Below are 15,289 nucleotides of genomic sequence, written 5' to 3'. Positions count from 1 at the left end.
CAGGTCAGACGATCGAGTCGAGATCCAGCGGTTGCACCCTCCCCAGCTCACTCTGCGCAGCGGGAGGGATGCTCGCGACCTGAGGCAACGCCTGGTTTTCACGATGGAGGAACCAGCGCTTGAGACTGGGTTGCAGGTTGGAGGAGTGGCTATGGCTGCCGTAGACATCACGCGCTTCAAGACGACGCCAGCGCAGGGTTTGCAGGCGTTCGCGACTGGTGTGCAGGCGGTCGATCTCAGCGTTCAGCGGCTCATGGTATTCATAGGCACGGTCGTTGGCCGGGCGCTGTCGAGTCAGTTCACGCCGCTTGTCTTGCAGTTGCTTGCGCATGGTCGCAAGGGCATGGTCGAGCAGTTCAAACTCCCGTTGGGTCACCAGAGGACCATTGCTATCCACAGCCTGTTGCCAGCGACGCAACGTCGCCCAGGCGGCGGGGATGTAGCTGGCGGTCATGAAATGCTGTTTGTATTGCACCAACTGTTTGATCAGGCCTTCGCGATCGGGCATGTCACCGCGCGTTTGCCAGGCTCGGTTGCGGCCGGCTTCTTCAATGGACTCGCAGCCCGGCCTCCACAGCACGGAGGAATGCGTACCGTCCGGGAGCACGATGGGCATGAAGTGCTGTTGATCGCCGTGGTGTTGGTAGGGGTTGCCGCCAATACGCACCAGGCCGGCGGCGAACAACAGCCCCCGGCCGTGGGGGCGCTGAATAGCGTGACGGCACCGGGGATCCAGAGTTTGGCGGTGGTGTTCATCCAAGGGGCCGGGACGCTGGGGACCGGGTCGTTGTGGTTGACGATGCGGTGGTGCACCAACGTGGAAGCGCCGGCGGTGAACTCGGCGTCGGCGGCGCGGGGGGCGCCGTAGGTGTAGAGGAGGATGTTGTAGTGAGCGTCGGGAATTCGGCGCAACCCCTCAGCCAAGAGCAACGCGATGGCGCCGCCAAGGCTGTGACCGCATATAACTATTCGTTGCCCGACATGAAACTGGTCGAGGTATCGCAGCACGAAGTTACGTACCGCTCGGTAAGCCTGATAAAACCCCTCATGCGCCTTGCCTACGCCATCGATGAAGGGTACTTGATGGGCGTTGGCATCTCGCAATCCATCAGATGGGCTGGCGGTGCCACGCACCGCAATCAGGATGACCTCATCGTGGTGGGTTATGAAAGCCTGGGTATCAGTACCGCCTTTTTCGTCATCAAAGAAGTGCAAATGCGCAGGGTGTTCCTGTTTTTCCTCCAGCTCCGGACGATTTTGCGGATACAGCTCAGGATCGAAGGGAAGAATTTCAAAACGCCATGAGTAAGGTACATCCTCATAAAGCGGATAAAAACGTCGCACTTGCTCCGGATCAACTCGCCAGGCTTGGTGAAACCCAGATAGTTGTTCAGCAAACAAATTTCCAACACTGGGATCCAGTGGAAAGCGCACTTGATCAAATGGTTTGTCTGAGGGCTCCTGGCCAAAATCGCAGTAACTCAACGCCGCAAACAGTGCCAATTGGTACAGATTCAAGGCACAGAAGCGGTCCTCCGTGGATAGCATTGGACGCAGGGCTCGCAGTGGACGTACTTCGAGAACGGTGTGATTGCTCGGGAACAACACGACCCCTGATAAGGAGGGTTGGGACGGACCGAACCCCAGATCAGCCATCATTTTTAGTGCATGGCGTTTGGGGCGGTAGGCAGTGGGTGTCACGGCAGGTAGATGGGAGCCCTGACGAACCAAGTCGCTCACTTCAACCTGATAAAAGTGGTCAGCTTTCTGCCGCGCAGAATTGCTCTCGGTTTGCTCACCGCTGGATTTTGAAAATTTCGTTTGTTCCGCTCTGACCTGAAGGTCGGTGATGGGTAACGGATACTTTTCTCGCCTCTGCAATGTCGAATAGTAGCTCCCCAACTCCTGATACATAGCATCGAAAACCAGCACGACAGGACCACGGCAGTGCCCCTCTAATCGTACAAAACCATCGCCATTCAAACGGCCCGCGTATCGCTGCCCTGCACTGTCAACAATTTCATACTTGAGCCCTCCATAAGCTTTCCCGTCGCCGGACTCGTCCACCAGACAAAAACTCAGCCAGTCTCCACGCACCGTACAGGCGGGCATTTTTTCGTTAAAAAACGGTTTTTTCCATTGTTCCATCGTCATGCCTGAACATCCTTATTCACTGCAACTTGGATATATGTCACATACACGCCCATCGGGCATTTTGAAGGATTTGAAATCTGTAGTGTTCCCCTCACAAAACGCGTACTGGTCCTCAAAACTTTTGCCTCGACAGCGTTTCCATCCTTGAGGAAAACGAATCCAGTTATCGCCCATATAAGGTCGCTCCTCACTAATGAGGTTCAGCTGTATCAGTACTTTTTTCCCACCCAACTCATCTCGCGAAAAAACACCGTTGGATCTTTGCCCTGTAGCGCCCAGCGAATTACATTTGAGAACCTTTCTGATCGCATGTATCGGCCCCACAGTCCGAAACAACCACTGACATTGCCAAGACAGTTCTTGAACTCCCGACTCCGGCATTCCAGGCCTATCACCCTCCAGACGATCCCGAATCGAAATCCCCGCAATATCCCCCCAACATCCGAATCCCGAGTACCCCACTTAGCGTAAAAATCAAACTCCACACTGCGTAATACCAGCGGACACCCCTGTACCGTTTCACTCAGCGCTAACTCATAACTCGCCCGACTTGCCACCGGCTTGTACTCGGTAAAAAAGACCTTACGCTCCGGCCTCTTGCCTCGGCGCCTTGGCAAGGTGCAGGTCTCACCCGTTGCGGGCCCATAGTTGGCGGCCGTTTTAAGTTTAAATTCCGCTGGTAAATCCACCTCCAACGTAAAGTGATCTACCGGTTTCATCGCACACCCCGAAAGTCCCGCCATCGCCAGTGCAAGCAGCACGCCCCATACACGCTTACTCATCCTTGTTCTCCAACATGTGCCACTGCTGCTTAACTCGCTCAAAGTGATCCTGCGGTGTTTCTCCAACCATCGGCTGCCAACGAATCACACTGCTGCGGGTGGCCTCTTCCAGCCGTCGCACGACCAGGAACTCCAGTTGTTCCGGGCCGCTCCATCGCCAGGCGCGAGCCTGTTCAAGGACCTGGGTCAGCCAAACCCTGGGGTCTTGGAATTCAACCAATGCCGCCAGGTCTTCACTGCGTTCAGCCAGCAGGTAACGCAGGATATTGGCGTGCAGGATGGCGCTGGCATTCGGGTTGGGCGTGTTCAGCCAGGGGGCTGGCTCGGGCACCGGATAGTCACCGGGGGCAGGGTTGTCGCCACAGTGCCAACTGCCTTCATGCCAGTAGCACACACTGATCAGTGGGCCGAGGAATGCCGGCCAGTGTTCAAGGCCCAGATGGTTCAGTGCGCGCGCTAACGTACGATTGTCGTGAAGGCGGTATAGCGTCCGGTTATTCTCCGGTCCGACCAGCAGCCGGACGCGCCAATGCCGGGACATGTCTGTCAGGTCCGCATTTGGCAAACTGCCCAGCCAGCCCCAATTCATCTCAGGCTCTTGCAGAAGATCGAGCAGCGCGGGCTCCCCTACCTGATCCAGTAACAGGATCACGGGGCCGGCCGTGGCCATTTCCGCCAGTGGGGTTTGTGCGTAGAGGTGGCAGTACGCTGGAAAACCGCGTGCCGCCAACATTGGCTGGCACGCTGCATTATTACCCTCAAGCATCAGGCACAGCCTGTGCCCTGCCTGCTGCTGTTGGCTCATCCATCGGTTTGGAAGGTTTTCCATCAGGCTGCCCTCCCGCCGACGGTGCAGAGGCCTTCGCGGCAGCCCTCGCATAGCGGGCAGAAGTCCGCATCCAGTTGCCTGGCCAAGTGCATGATAGCGCCCTGTGTGGCGGAGATTTTCGGGCTCTGCGCGACCAACAGGGTGTTCGCCGACCCGGTCGCGGACGGGGTTCCACCGAGGGTGATGGGCCGACTGCTGAAAATGCCGCCTGCCTGGATCACCAGGTGCTCTCCACCGGCCTTGAAACTCAGTTGTACGCCCGCGTCGATCACCAGGCTGGCGCCGGCCTTGAGATGCACCTGTTGCCCGGCTTCAATCACCAGGGTTTGCCCGACATAGGTCCGGCTGTCGCCTTGCACGTCCAGATGGTCGCTGGCCTTGAGCACAACCTTGCGGTCACCGGTGACTTGACGATGCTCCTCGCTTTCCAGGTGCACCGTACTTATCCCTCGAATGATCTCACGCCGCTCACCAGCCACTTCCAAGCGACTGTCATGCCCCACCTGCTGCTCCAGGTCCCGCTGGGCACGAAGGTAGATAAGTTCCTTGCCACGGCGGTCTTCCAGGTGCAATTCGTTGCCGCCGCCTCCGCCCGGGGTGCTGCGACTGCGCAAAACGCTGCGGGTCTTGTGTTGCGGCAAGGAATAGGTCGGCATGTGCAACGCATTGGCCAGGCAACCGTTGATCAGCGGCTGGTCCGGGTCGCCTTCCAGGAACGTCACCAGCACTTCCATGCCCACCCGCGGGATCATCGTTGCGCCAAACCCGTCTCCGGCCCAGCCAGATGCCACCCGCACCCAACAACTGCTTTTGTCATCGCTCTTGTCCAGTCGGTCCCAGTGAAACCGTACTTTCACCCGGCCGTATGCATCGCAATGCACCTCCTCACCGACAGGCCCGGTCACCGTGGCGGTCTGGGTGCCTTGGAGGGTCGGCTTGGGGTGCTTGAGAGGGGGCGATACGGTGCACTCCAGGGTGTGGCGGTGAAACGGTTGCGATACCCCTGGAATGCATCCACCTCCTCACCAGTCGCATCCTCCAGCACCTGCGGTTGATAACCCTCGTGACGGACCGAAGTGATCAACCATAAATCATTGCAGGCCGGATCCGGATGGTCGTGCAGCTCAAGAAAATGCCCACTGCGCAGCACCGCTTGGTCGCTCTTGCCCAATGCCCGATATCCGCCGATCTGAAGGCGCTCCAACCCCCTGCGCGCCAGGCGAGCCCCCGTGCATGGCCGGTAAACCCAGCCGGATAGCGGTAGTCCTCAAGTTGCGCTGAGGCAGAACCCGCAGTGTCTTGCAGGCATAAGGACGGATGCTCGAAGTCATGATCACGACGCACCGTTCGCTGGCTGCGGGTCGCCAGGCGTACGTCGAAACGCTGGATAACCCGTGTCTCGGCCAGCGGGCCGCCAGCAGGTGAATAACGCTGCGCAGGCAGGCGCTGAAATACGGTCTGGTCGTCGCCAAACACCAGCACATGCTGGTGCTCGCTGTGACGGAAGTGGTAGTGAATGCCCTCCTCTTCACACAGCCGCTGGATGAAATGCAGGTCGGTTTCCGCGTATTGCACGCAGAACGTACGCGGTGGGTAGACCACCGGCCCCAACTCAAAGGCATAGCGGTCGGCCAGGATGCCGTGGTGTTCGAGGACTGCCGCGATGATCTGCGGAACACTGCGCTGCTGGAAAATCCGCTGGTCGCGTCGATGGGCAAGGTAGGCGAGATGCGGCGCCAACGTCAGGTGATAACGGGTGAGCCGCCGCCCGGGATCATCGCGGCCAATCGCGTAAACCTGCCCGTGCAGGCCTTCATTGGCGTCGCCAAACGCCAGGTAGGCGGGCTGGTGGAGCAGTGACTCCAGGTCCAGTGAAGGGTTTTCGCTGACCACCTGCACCTGGATGAAAAACGGCTGATCAAGCACCTCCTGACCGTTGAACGCCAGTACTTGAAAGTCAGTCTTTATGCCAGGAAGGATTAATTTGAAACGTGACGAAATAAACGCGTTAACCATCCGTTGTTACCCGCCAATATCGATAGTTATTACCGGACTGAGATACTTCCCCCGTCAACCATCAAATAAGTTGCCGAGGAAAAGCGCCTGAACGCCTTGAAGCTTAGCGTTTTCAGGAAAAAATCGGCCCCCAGAAAATAAAAAAGAAGTTTCGTACGACTGAGATTGAAGTGTCTTTTACAAAATAATAAATCGAGCCAATGAGCCACTTCTTAAACATAAGAAATGCCCTACACCAACTTTTATCTGATCAATTAATTAATAGCGAAACAGCTGACACCCACTCAGGGCGTCAATTGCTCAAAAGACTTCATGTCCGAGGCCGTGCAGTCCCGAACAGACTGACGCTCAGCAGCGTATCGACCTGGGTATGCAAACGTACCGGCGCAGTGCCACCCGGCATCACCACCGCAACTTCACCACCCTCAACCCAACCCGCTCGCCACGCCGCACAGGCCACGGCACTGGCGCTGGTGCCGGAGGATGCCGTGGGGCCCTCTCCCCGCTCGAACACCCGGGCAACAACCCGGTTGCCGGATTGCCTGGCGACCCATTGCAAATTGACTCCGGCCAAGCATGGCTCGCCGCTTCCTGCCGGGGGGCGAAGGCAATCGCCTGCAACGGTTCGAACAGCACTGGCTGTTGCATCTGCAGATTGTCCGGCAAGGCTGACAGGTGTTCGACCAGGGTCACACAATGAGGATTGCCCACACGCACAAACTGACTGTACGCCCACTGTGGGTTGATCGCCGCCAACGCCTTCACATGGCTCAGTTCAATGCCGTCCTGGAACACCTGCTCAACCCCCTGTGCCCCCACGACCGACGGCCCGAACCCGGGCAAACCCAATGCCAGCCAGAATCCGGAGCGGTGTCCATAGACCGCAGGCTCGACCCGAGTCAGCACTGGCGACACCCCGTCAGGCTGGTCATGATGCACACGCAAGTCACAGGCCTCGGTCATCAAGCCCTGCTCAGTAAGCGCCTGGGCAAAAATCGTCAACCCGTTGCCACTGCGCTCGGCCAGGGAGCCGTCGGTGTTCACGATCAACAGGTCAAACGGCGGCTCGGCCTGGAACGGGCCCACCAGCAAGCCATCGCAGCGGTGGGCCTTGGCATTGGCCGGGCGCGGCGTCGAGCCCCACTCGCATTCGGACCTTATGGCCGATGCAGCCCACGCCTCGCGAGTCCTCGCGGCCTGCGCCGCGCCGTTGGGCACCTCGATGCCCTGTTGTCGTAAAAACGCCGGGCTGGCGACCCCGTAAATGTTGCCACGTGCGTCATAGAACTGGGTCATGGCGCCACTTGCCTTGCACTCTTCATCGATGCGTCCGCTCGGTTGCCTACAGGATTGGGCCAGCAGCGTATTACACCATGCAGGGTGTGTGGGAGGCGGTCTGGAAGGTGGTAATCCACCATGAGAAACCCGGGGTTCACCAGTTCCCACAGCAATTACACACCTTCCAGAACGCCTCCCGCGACACCCCGTGTGTGGTTACCCACGCCCATAGCGTTCCCGAATTGTAAAAAAAATTCAGCGCCGCTTATCTTGAGGGGAACCCGGCTCGCCCCTCAAGGCCTGATGTGCAAGGATGTCGCGCCGGACATCGTTCGTTGAACGCTAAACCAAGGATTTTTCATGACTGCCATCCCCACCTCTGCGCCCGTGGTTCCCGGGCGCCTGGAGCAAATGTCGACCCGCATCGCTTTCTTCATCGCCGGCTTCGGTATCGCCGCCTGGGCGCCCTTGGTGCCCTATGCCAAGGCGCGCGCAGACCTGAGTGAGGGCACGCTGGGTCTGTTGCTGTTGTGCCTGGGGGTGGGTTCGATCATCGCCATGCCGGCGGCGGGCGCATTGGCGTCGCGCTTTGGCTGCCGGCGGGTGCTGACCGCCGGTACGATCATGATCTGCCTGGCCTTGCCGATGTTGGCCACGGTCAGTTCGATTCCGCTGCTGATGGCCGGTTTGTTCCTGTTCGGTGCCGGCCTGGGCACAGTGGATTCCACGGTCAACTTGCAGGCGGTGATTGTCGAACGAGCCAGCGGAAAAACCATGATGTCAGGGTTTCACGGGTTGTTCAGCCTGGGGGGATTGTCGGCGCGGCGGGTGTCGCCGGGCTTCTGGGGCTGGGCCTGTCGCCACTGCAGGCGACCTGGGTGGTGATCGCTGTCATGGTGGCGGCGCTGCTCAAGGCCGGCCCCCACCTGTTGCCTTATGGCAGTGAAAGCTCGGGGCCAGCCTTTGCGGTTCCCCATGGCGTGGTGCTGTTTATCGGCTGCCTGTGTTTTATTGTGTTTTTGGCTGAAGGCGCGGTGCTCGATTGGAGCGCGGTGTTCCTCAGCGCCGAGCGCGACCTGGATGAAGCCTACGCGGGGCTGGGCTACGCGGCGTTCGCCTTGACCATGACGGCGGGGCGATTGACCGGTGATGCCATCGTACGGCGCCTGGGCGCTACATGGGTCATCGTGGCCGGTGGCGCGCTGGCTGCGGCCGGTATCTTCCTCGCCACGCTATCACCCGCCTGGGAAATGGCGCTGTTGGGTTACGCCCTTGTAGGGGCCGGCTGCTCGAATATTGTTCCGGTGCTTTACACCGCCGTCGGCAAGCAAAACGTCATGCCGGAACACATTGCCGTACCGGCCATTACCACCCTGGGGTATGCCGGCATTCTGACCGGGCCTGCCGTAATCGGGTTCATTGCCCATGGCAGCAGCCTGGCAACCGCCTTCCTGTTGATCGGAGTTCTGCTGGTAGCGGTGGCGGTCAGCGGGAAAATACTGCGGGTATGAACGAAGAACAACATGAGCCTCTTGAATCGTTCAAGAAGCTCATTCACGCCTGGGCGATTTATTTCCCCTTCTCTTCCTTGTCGTTTTGCAACCAGCGATCAATGCTGTAGTTCTTCAACCAGCCATCATCGTTGTGGCTGCCGAAAATGTTGGTTCCGTTCGCCTTGGTGCTGTCCAGCGAAGCCAGCAGCCCGGGGCGTTCGACCAGATTCTTGGCCATGTATACCTGCTGCTCGCTGTATTTCTTCTTGGGGAACCCAGTGGCCATATCTCGCACAACCTGACCATTTTTGTCTGTTTCGTCAGGGTCCTTGCTCATCTCGATAATCGTCTCTTTCTTCACATACCGGTGCTTCTCGAAAAAAAAGGTGCGGTCTTCCGACGTGTCCCGCAAGTCATCAAACATGCCCCTGAACGCCTGGACCACCTGTGCGTCGGTTTTCGCATGGTAGGGGTCGGCGCTCTGAGTGTTGGGGTTGGTATTGCCAATCATCAAACCGGCGGCTTTGTCCAGGCTGTCCGGGGTGATTTCACCGCCCTTGCCAACAATCGAGTCGCCCAGTCGTGGGCGATTGAGTATCTCCCTGGCAAGCATGATTGTACGTTCGGGGACCTTGCTCTCGCTGGGTTGCTCTTTGGCGATGTCCGTCAATGACCTCAGGGTCAGTCGGCCATCTTTCTTGAAATCACCCAGCATGGAAAAGACGTTGTTCAGTTGGGTCGCCAGCAGGTGGTCATCCGAACTGACATAGGGGTTCCCTACATTCGTCATGCCCCCGTAGAGGTTTTGACCGTCGAAATGCCGCTGGGCACCGTTCGCGAACCTACCATCAAATGAAGGCTGCGGCGTGGGGAGCGATTTGCCCAGCGCGCTGGCATCTACCCCATATCGGGCATGGCCGTTCCCCGGCGCTGTAGTCAACCCAGATGGGAAGCCCCTTAGATTATTGATCCCGTAACTCATAGTTCATCTCCAGCATAGTTAGATTCCGTGGAAGCCAGCGATTAAGTGGCTCTCGGAAAACAGTGGTTCCGGAGAGAGGCTAAATGGACTCCAGTAAAACTTGAGTGTTTGTAACCGCACGGCAGCATCAACCTAGTTTCTGCTTTCGCCACCAAGCGGTCAGGCCATTGAGCAGGCCGGCGTTTTTCAGTGCAGTCGTATTGTCATGGGAGCTCTTTTCCTCCACCGGCAGGCCGCGGAAAAAGTCACCCGCAACGGGCGCCTGGAATTTGTGCTGGCCGACGAAAGCCTTCATCCGCTGGGCTTCGGCCGCATGTACATTCGAAGGGGCAAAGGGATCGCGCGATGCGGCGTCCCTCTCCAACACCGTGGTGTCCTCTGCAGGGGGGTTGCGAAAATGCTCTTGGCAACTGGGCTGGGATGAACGAAACGAGGTTGAAGTCATTGGTTAGCCCTCACTCAGAATCTGAAAACCGCCGGAGTTGATTGATTCCGGTGGATAAAATCTATGTGGTGAATTGGCGTAAACAGTTCCTGAAAGGATGGATGCAGGCGCCGCATCCGATTCGCGGCGCCTGGGTGTCGCTCAGCGGAACAGAAAGTAAAGCCCAGCCCAACTGATCCTATCGTCACCAGGCCTGCTGTGCAGGTCATCCATATCCCTCAGTACCTTACTGCGTTTTAGAATTTCCTTGGACAACTGGATCAGGTAATCCCTTTCAGAGTCGCCCGTCAGGTTTTCGTCAGCCAGGTTTTTCAAGTCGTTGACGTGCAGTTCTCGGTCCGAGTGGGGGCCTTTCAACTTCTCGAAATACTTGAGCATCTCATCGGCCAATTCCGCGTCAGTCTTGTACTTGAAGTAGCTTTGTCCGTGGATAACCGCGTTCACATTATTCCGGTCGATCAGACCATCGAGTGCACCGGTCGAGGTGTGCCGGTCAAGCGCGCTCATCAGTTCCGGACGTCGCAGCAGTTCTTTGGCCAGGCGAATGTTCTCATTGGTGCTGGGAAACGGGGACCACCCTTTATTCGCCATCGCTCGAATGCTGTCGGCGCTGATATACCCAGGGTTCCTGGGGTCCCTGAAGGCATTGAAGTTGTCACGCAACTGCACGGCCAATTGTTCATTGTTCTTGAGGGAATAATGCGGATCAGGCCTGCCTGGCACGGTAGGGAAAGGGCGTGGCGGTGGGTTGCTGATGACAGGCAGGGGGCGGTGTGGAGGATTGCTCCAACCTGGATGGTGCGGTGGTCGCCCCCAACCCAACCATGGGTTCACCCAATGCCTGACCTGATCCAGTAAGCCCGACTGCGCAGGAGCGGTTTTCTGATGGGCCACCGGATCTGCAACACTATTACGCGCTGTCGCCGGCGATTGACTGCCGAACACTGGCCCGGCCACGCTTTCCCGGGACTGGAAGCTGACGTTTGCAGCGTTTTGACCGCTGAAGGAGGGTGCGGCCGGTGCCGCAAGACTGTTGTTTGCCGCAGGGCTGGATTTGACCTGCGAAGGATCAGGGTTTGATGAAGTGGGTACGGGTGTATCGAGCATCGATACCGACATAAGTTTCTCCAATACGGTGAGCGCAATCTTCAGCCGGGCGCTTCAACCATGAAGTCGAAGCTTGTCAGCTAGCCCATGTGTGGTTTTTTGTCGGAATTGGTTCCTGATCAAGCAGCAAGATGCGCCGAAACAGTGTAGGAAATGGGCAGAAGAATCGCAGCCCGGCCAAGGACTGCGATATTTCCAAACCGGAACGAATCAGAACCCGACGCTGGCCTGAACGAAGAACGTCCGCGGCTCGCCCAGGTACAAGCCGGCATTGTTATCACTGGAACGGGTGTAGTGCTGCTGGTCGAAGATGTTTTTCACGCCGACGCCCACCTTCAGGTTCGACAACTGTTCGCCGAAGTCATAACCGCTGCGCACATTGACCGAAACATAACCTGGAATATCGCCGAACTGCCCGTCCGCCGAGCCTTGGGTGACGTAAGTGCTGGTGGTACCCGGTGCGCGTTGGCCGGACTGGGCGTACACATCCAGGTTGTGGGTCCAGTGATTGATGTCGTAGCGCAGGCCCAGGGTGGCCACCTCACGGGAGTACAGCGGCAGGTCACGCCCCTTGAAGGGTACATCGCCTTCGGAGGTGGCTTTGGTGTAGGTGAAGCCGGCATTCGCCGTAAGGCCGTCGAGGCGCGGGTCCAGGTTCGACAGGTCGTAGTGGGCCGAGGCTTCGATACCCGTGTGTTGGGTAGCGCCGAGGTTGGTCCAGCCCACATCGTTGCTGACGTATTGCAGTTCATCCGAGAAGTCGATGTAGAAGAAGGTCAGCTCGCCGCCCCACACGCTGTCGTTGTAGCGTGTCCCCACCTCGTAGGTCTTGGCTTTTTCCGGGTTCAGGCCGTTGGCGGTCTGGTCGCCGGTGCCGCCCTGCCCGAGCTGGAAGTATTGCAGGCTGCCAAACGAGGTCTCGTAGTTGGCGAACAGTTTCCAGGCATCGGACACGTGGTACATCACGCTCAGTGCCGGCAGCGGTTCGTTGTTGTGGATCTCGCGGCGTTTTTCCTGAGTGCGAGTGCCGTTCAACGCAACCACCGGGCGGTCGTGCCATTCGGTGCGGATGTCTTCGAAGCGAATACCCGGGGTAATGGTCCACTTGCCGATATCGACTTTGTTATCGATATAAAAGGCGTTGGCCTCGGTGCCACCGGTGCGGTCCTGGTAGACATGACCATCACTCTGCCCGCCCGGTGTCGGTACGTTATTGACCAGGTTGAGGCTGGTGGCCTGCTCGTGCATGCCTTCCTTGAGGTAGCGATAACCGACGCTGACTTCCTGGGTGCTGGGGCCTACATCGAACACATGGGACACCCGTGGTTCAATGCCGAAGGTGTAGTAGGTGCGCGGGTAGGAACCGAGGGTTTTCAGGTCGCGGTTGGCGATGTTGCTGCCACGGAAACTGTCGGAATAGTAGGTCAGCACTTCGGCCTGGGTGCGGTCGTCGATCTGCCGGATGTACTTGAAGGACACGTCCTTGCGGCGGCCGCTGAAATTGTCCCAGTCACGCACCGATTGGTAGGGGTTGGCATCGAACTGCTTCTGGGTCAGGCCACCAGGCATGTCGGCGCTGGCGTCGTAATAGTGGAAGTTCAGCGAGAAGTCGTCCTGGTCGGTCGGCGCCCAGTGGGTCTTGAAGATCACGTCGTCGATATCGTTGCCGTTGTTGCTGTTGCGATAGCCGTTGCCATTGACCCCGGAGTACAGCAAGGCCGCGCCGATGCCGTTGTCGGCCGTGCCGCCGAGAAAAGCGTTGTCAATGTGCTTCCAGCCGCCGTGGGCCGAGGTTTGCAGGGTGCTGCCGACTTCGCCGGAGAATTTCTCGGGGATCGCACGGGTCACAAAGTTGATCACGCCACCGACGTTCTGTGGCCCATAACGCACGGAGCCGGCGCCGCGTACCACGTCGATGCTGTCCAGGTTACCGGCGGAAATCGGCGCCATCGACAATTGTGGCTGGCCATACGGGGCGAACGCCGCCGGTACGCCGTCGATCAGCACAGTGGAGCGTGGCGACAGACGCGACGTCAGGCCGCGTACGCCAACGTTGAGGGAAATATCACTGCCGCCAGTGCCGTTGGCTTCCTGCACCTGCACGCCGGGCACGCGGCGCAGTACGTCGCCGACGTTCATTGCGCCCTGCTCGACCATGGCTTCGCGGCGGATCACCGTGCGCGCGCCGGGGTGGTTCTGCACCACTTCGGCGTCGGCATCGCCGAGCCAGTCACCGACCACCTTGATATCGGTGGTGCCCAGTTCCAGAGGCGCGCCGGCCTCGCCGGTACCGTTGCCCAGCGGGCGCAGGGTCACGGAGCCCGCATCGATCTGGTAGTCCAAGCCGCTACCTTGCAAGAGCTGGCGCAGGGCCTGTTCTGGGGAAAGGTTGCCGTCTACCGCCGGCGCCTGCTTGCCGGCGACCAACTCGGGGCTGAAGAACACTTGCAGGGAAGTCTGCTGGCCCAACTGGCTCAGCGCCGCGCCCAAGGGTTGGGCCTGGATATGAATACCCTCGGCAGCGTAGGCCAGAGGCAGGGAGGCGCTGATAGCGAGCACCAGCGCCAGAGGCACCCAGTGGGAGATTTTATTGTGATGGGCGGCAAGTTTTTTCACGTCGAACCTAGTCCTGTGATCGCAAGAGTGCACGGCTGTTAATACAAACCAGTTGCAGTTGCAGGAGAAGACGAAGAACTCGGAAAAAACCTGAATCTCAGCGTGAAATAATTTCCTGGCTGCCGTCCGGCAAGGTGCGCAGGGCCACGGGCAGGATATGGGGCAAGGCCTTGAGCAAGGCATCGGTGTCATTGGCCTTGAACACGCTGGTCAGTCGCAGGTTGCCAACGGCGGGTGTGCTGACGCGCAACGGGCGCTCGCGATAACGCGACACCTCACGGGCGACTTCACCCAGGGATGCGTTGTTGAACACCAGTTTGCCGCTGCGCCAGGCCGTCAGTTCCTCGGTATTCACTGCGTAGGACGCTGCCACCAGGCCTTGGTCATTGATATGCGTCCCCAGCCCCGCCGTCAGCGTCACCCCCTCGTTCGGTGAGCGCCCTTGCACCTTCACCGTACCGGCCTCGACCACCACACGGGTCTGGTCGTCATCGCGACGCACATCAAAGCGCGTGCCGGTGACCGTCACTTGCCCTGCACCGGCGGCGACCACAAAGGGACGGCGGGTGTCATGCTCGACACTGAACATGGCCTCGCCCTGCTTGAGTTCAACAGTGCGGCGGCCTTTTTCGTAGTGCACCGAGACAACACTGCGGCTGTTCAAATCCATCGTCGAGCCGTCGGGCAATACCACCTGGCGATGCTCACCCAGGCGCGTGCTGAAATCGGCCCGGTAGGGCTTCGGATGATCAAGGCCGCTGAACAAGCCGAGCCCCAAGGCCACGGCAACCACACTGGCCGCGACGGCGTAACGCAACACGCCACGACGTTTTGGACGCTCGGCCGGCGCCTCGCCCAACGCCTGCAAGCGGGCCTTGGGCACCAGGTCGGCGGCGCTCCACAGGCCTTGCAGCACATCGAATTCATATTGGTGCTCGGGCTTTTCACTGCGCCACGCATCGAAACGCTCGCGCTCGGTGGCGTCCAACCCAGCGTCTTGCAGGCGTACAAACCATTGCGCGGCTTCGTCGCGGGCACGGTTATCCATCATGGAAGGTCCTGTTTCAGAGCGAGCGTGTGTCATGGTGCCATCGCGTCCAGGCGGTCACGCAAATGCCGCAGGGTGCGGATCATATACTTTTCCACCATGTTCTTGGATAAGCCCAGGCGCTCGGCGATCTCCTGCTGGGTGAGGCCCTCGATCTTCTGCCAGATAAAGATCCTGCGGCAGTTGAGCGGCAACTCGGCCAATGCCCGCTCGATGGAGTCCGCCAGTTGAATCGCGTGCATGAAATGCTCCGGGTCATCGCCATCGGGCTGGCTCTGATCAAAGGCTTCCAATGCCATGGCTTCCCGCCGGTCTTCGCGTCGGTAGGCGTCCACGGCGATATTTCGCGCAGTTTGATGCAGATAAGCGCGCGGTTGCTCTACCTGGGAGGCGGTTGTCTCCAGCACTCTCACAAAGGTGTCATGGGCCAGGTCCTCGGCCTGCTGACGGTTTCTCAGGCGGCGCGTCCAGGTGCCGATCAACTCTTCGTAGTGCTCGAAAAAGCCTGTTCTGCGGGGCGGCTGAGGGATCATCGCGAG

The 15,289-nt window shown here is 59.1% G+C and carries 7 protein-coding genes and 5 pseudogenes; 1 reads left to right on the top strand and 11 read right to left on the bottom strand.

The genetic code is table 11. The features are described 5' to 3' along the window. Window positions 1-4: 4 nt before the first annotated feature. The 5 genes and pseudogenes from NIBR502773_RS25220 to NIBR502773_RS25200 form a co-directional block, all read right to left on the bottom strand. Window positions 5-2,154: pseudogene (locus NIBR502773_RS25220) on the bottom strand (lipase family protein). Window positions 2,155-2,166: 12 nt separating this feature from the next. Next, a pseudogene (locus NIBR502773_RS25215) lies at window positions 2,167-2,936 on the bottom strand (hypothetical protein). Then, window positions 2,929-3,765 carry a DUF4123 domain-containing protein gene (locus NIBR502773_RS25210; RefSeq protein WP_141157226.1) on the bottom strand — a complete coding sequence of 279 codons (837 nt, stop codon included), beginning with the start codon at window positions 3,763-3,765 and terminating at the stop codon, window positions 2,929-2,931. Before NIBR502773_RS25210 ends, NIBR502773_RS25215 begins: the two are co-directional and overlap by 8 nt. Next, window positions 3,765-5,781, bottom strand: a pseudogene (locus NIBR502773_RS25205) (type VI secretion system tip protein VgrG). Before NIBR502773_RS25205 ends, NIBR502773_RS25210 begins: the two are co-directional and overlap by 1 nt. A 310-nt stretch (window positions 5,782-6,091) precedes the next feature. Beyond that, window positions 6,092-7,077, bottom strand: a pseudogene (locus NIBR502773_RS25200) (diaminopimelate epimerase). Window positions 7,078-7,419: 342 nt separating this feature from the next. On the opposite strand from NIBR502773_RS25200, the pseudogene NIBR502773_RS25195 reads away from it, so the two are divergent. Next, window positions 7,420-8,570, top strand: a pseudogene (locus tag NIBR502773_RS25195) (MFS transporter). Between the two features lie 58 nt (window positions 8,571-8,628). On the opposite strand, the gene NIBR502773_RS25190 reads toward NIBR502773_RS25195, so the two are convergent. The 6 genes from NIBR502773_RS25190 to NIBR502773_RS25165 form a co-directional block, all read right to left on the bottom strand. After that, complete coding sequence (locus NIBR502773_RS25190; protein WP_257228066.1) at window positions 8,629-9,534, bottom strand: hypothetical protein; 906 nt, start codon at window positions 9,532-9,534, stop codon at window positions 8,629-8,631. A 127-nt stretch (window positions 9,535-9,661) separates the two neighbouring features. Next, window positions 9,662-9,979, bottom strand: coding sequence for a type III secretion protein (locus tag NIBR502773_RS31030; RefSeq protein ID WP_257228065.1), 318 nt, complete (start codon window positions 9,977-9,979; stop codon window positions 9,662-9,664). A 141-nt stretch (window positions 9,980-10,120) separates the two neighbouring features. Continuing rightward, window positions 10,121-11,098, bottom strand: a complete 978-nt coding sequence (locus NIBR502773_RS25180) for a type III secretion effector protein (RefSeq protein WP_141157225.1) — start codon at window positions 11,096-11,098, stop codon at window positions 10,121-10,123. 198 nt (window positions 11,099-11,296) lie between these two features. Then, the gene (locus NIBR502773_RS25175) at window positions 11,297-13,702 is read right to left on the bottom strand and encodes a TonB-dependent receptor (protein WP_141157224.1); all 2,406 of its coding nucleotides are present in this window, start codon (window positions 13,700-13,702) and stop codon (window positions 11,297-11,299) included. A gap of 97 nt (window positions 13,703-13,799) precedes the next feature. After that, the gene (locus NIBR502773_RS25170; RefSeq protein ID WP_373682356.1) at window positions 13,800-14,753 is read right to left on the bottom strand and encodes a FecR domain-containing protein; all 954 of its coding nucleotides are present in this window, start codon (window positions 14,751-14,753) and stop codon (window positions 13,800-13,802) included. Between the two features lie 29 nt (window positions 14,754-14,782). After that, the gene (locus NIBR502773_RS25165) at window positions 14,783-15,283 is read right to left on the bottom strand and encodes a sigma-70 family RNA polymerase sigma factor (protein WP_115488768.1); all 501 of its coding nucleotides are present in this window, start codon (window positions 15,281-15,283) and stop codon (window positions 14,783-14,785) included. Between the last annotated feature and the right edge of the window lie 6 nt (window positions 15,284-15,289).

It is taken from the genome of Pseudomonas sp. NIBRBAC000502773, from assembly GCF_006517195.1.
Classification (GTDB): domain Bacteria; phylum Pseudomonadota; class Gammaproteobacteria; order Pseudomonadales; family Pseudomonadaceae; genus Aquipseudomonas; species Aquipseudomonas marginalis.
The sequence above is the reverse complement of the archived record's forward strand: the minus strand, read 5'-3'. Positions and strand labels throughout refer to the sequence as shown.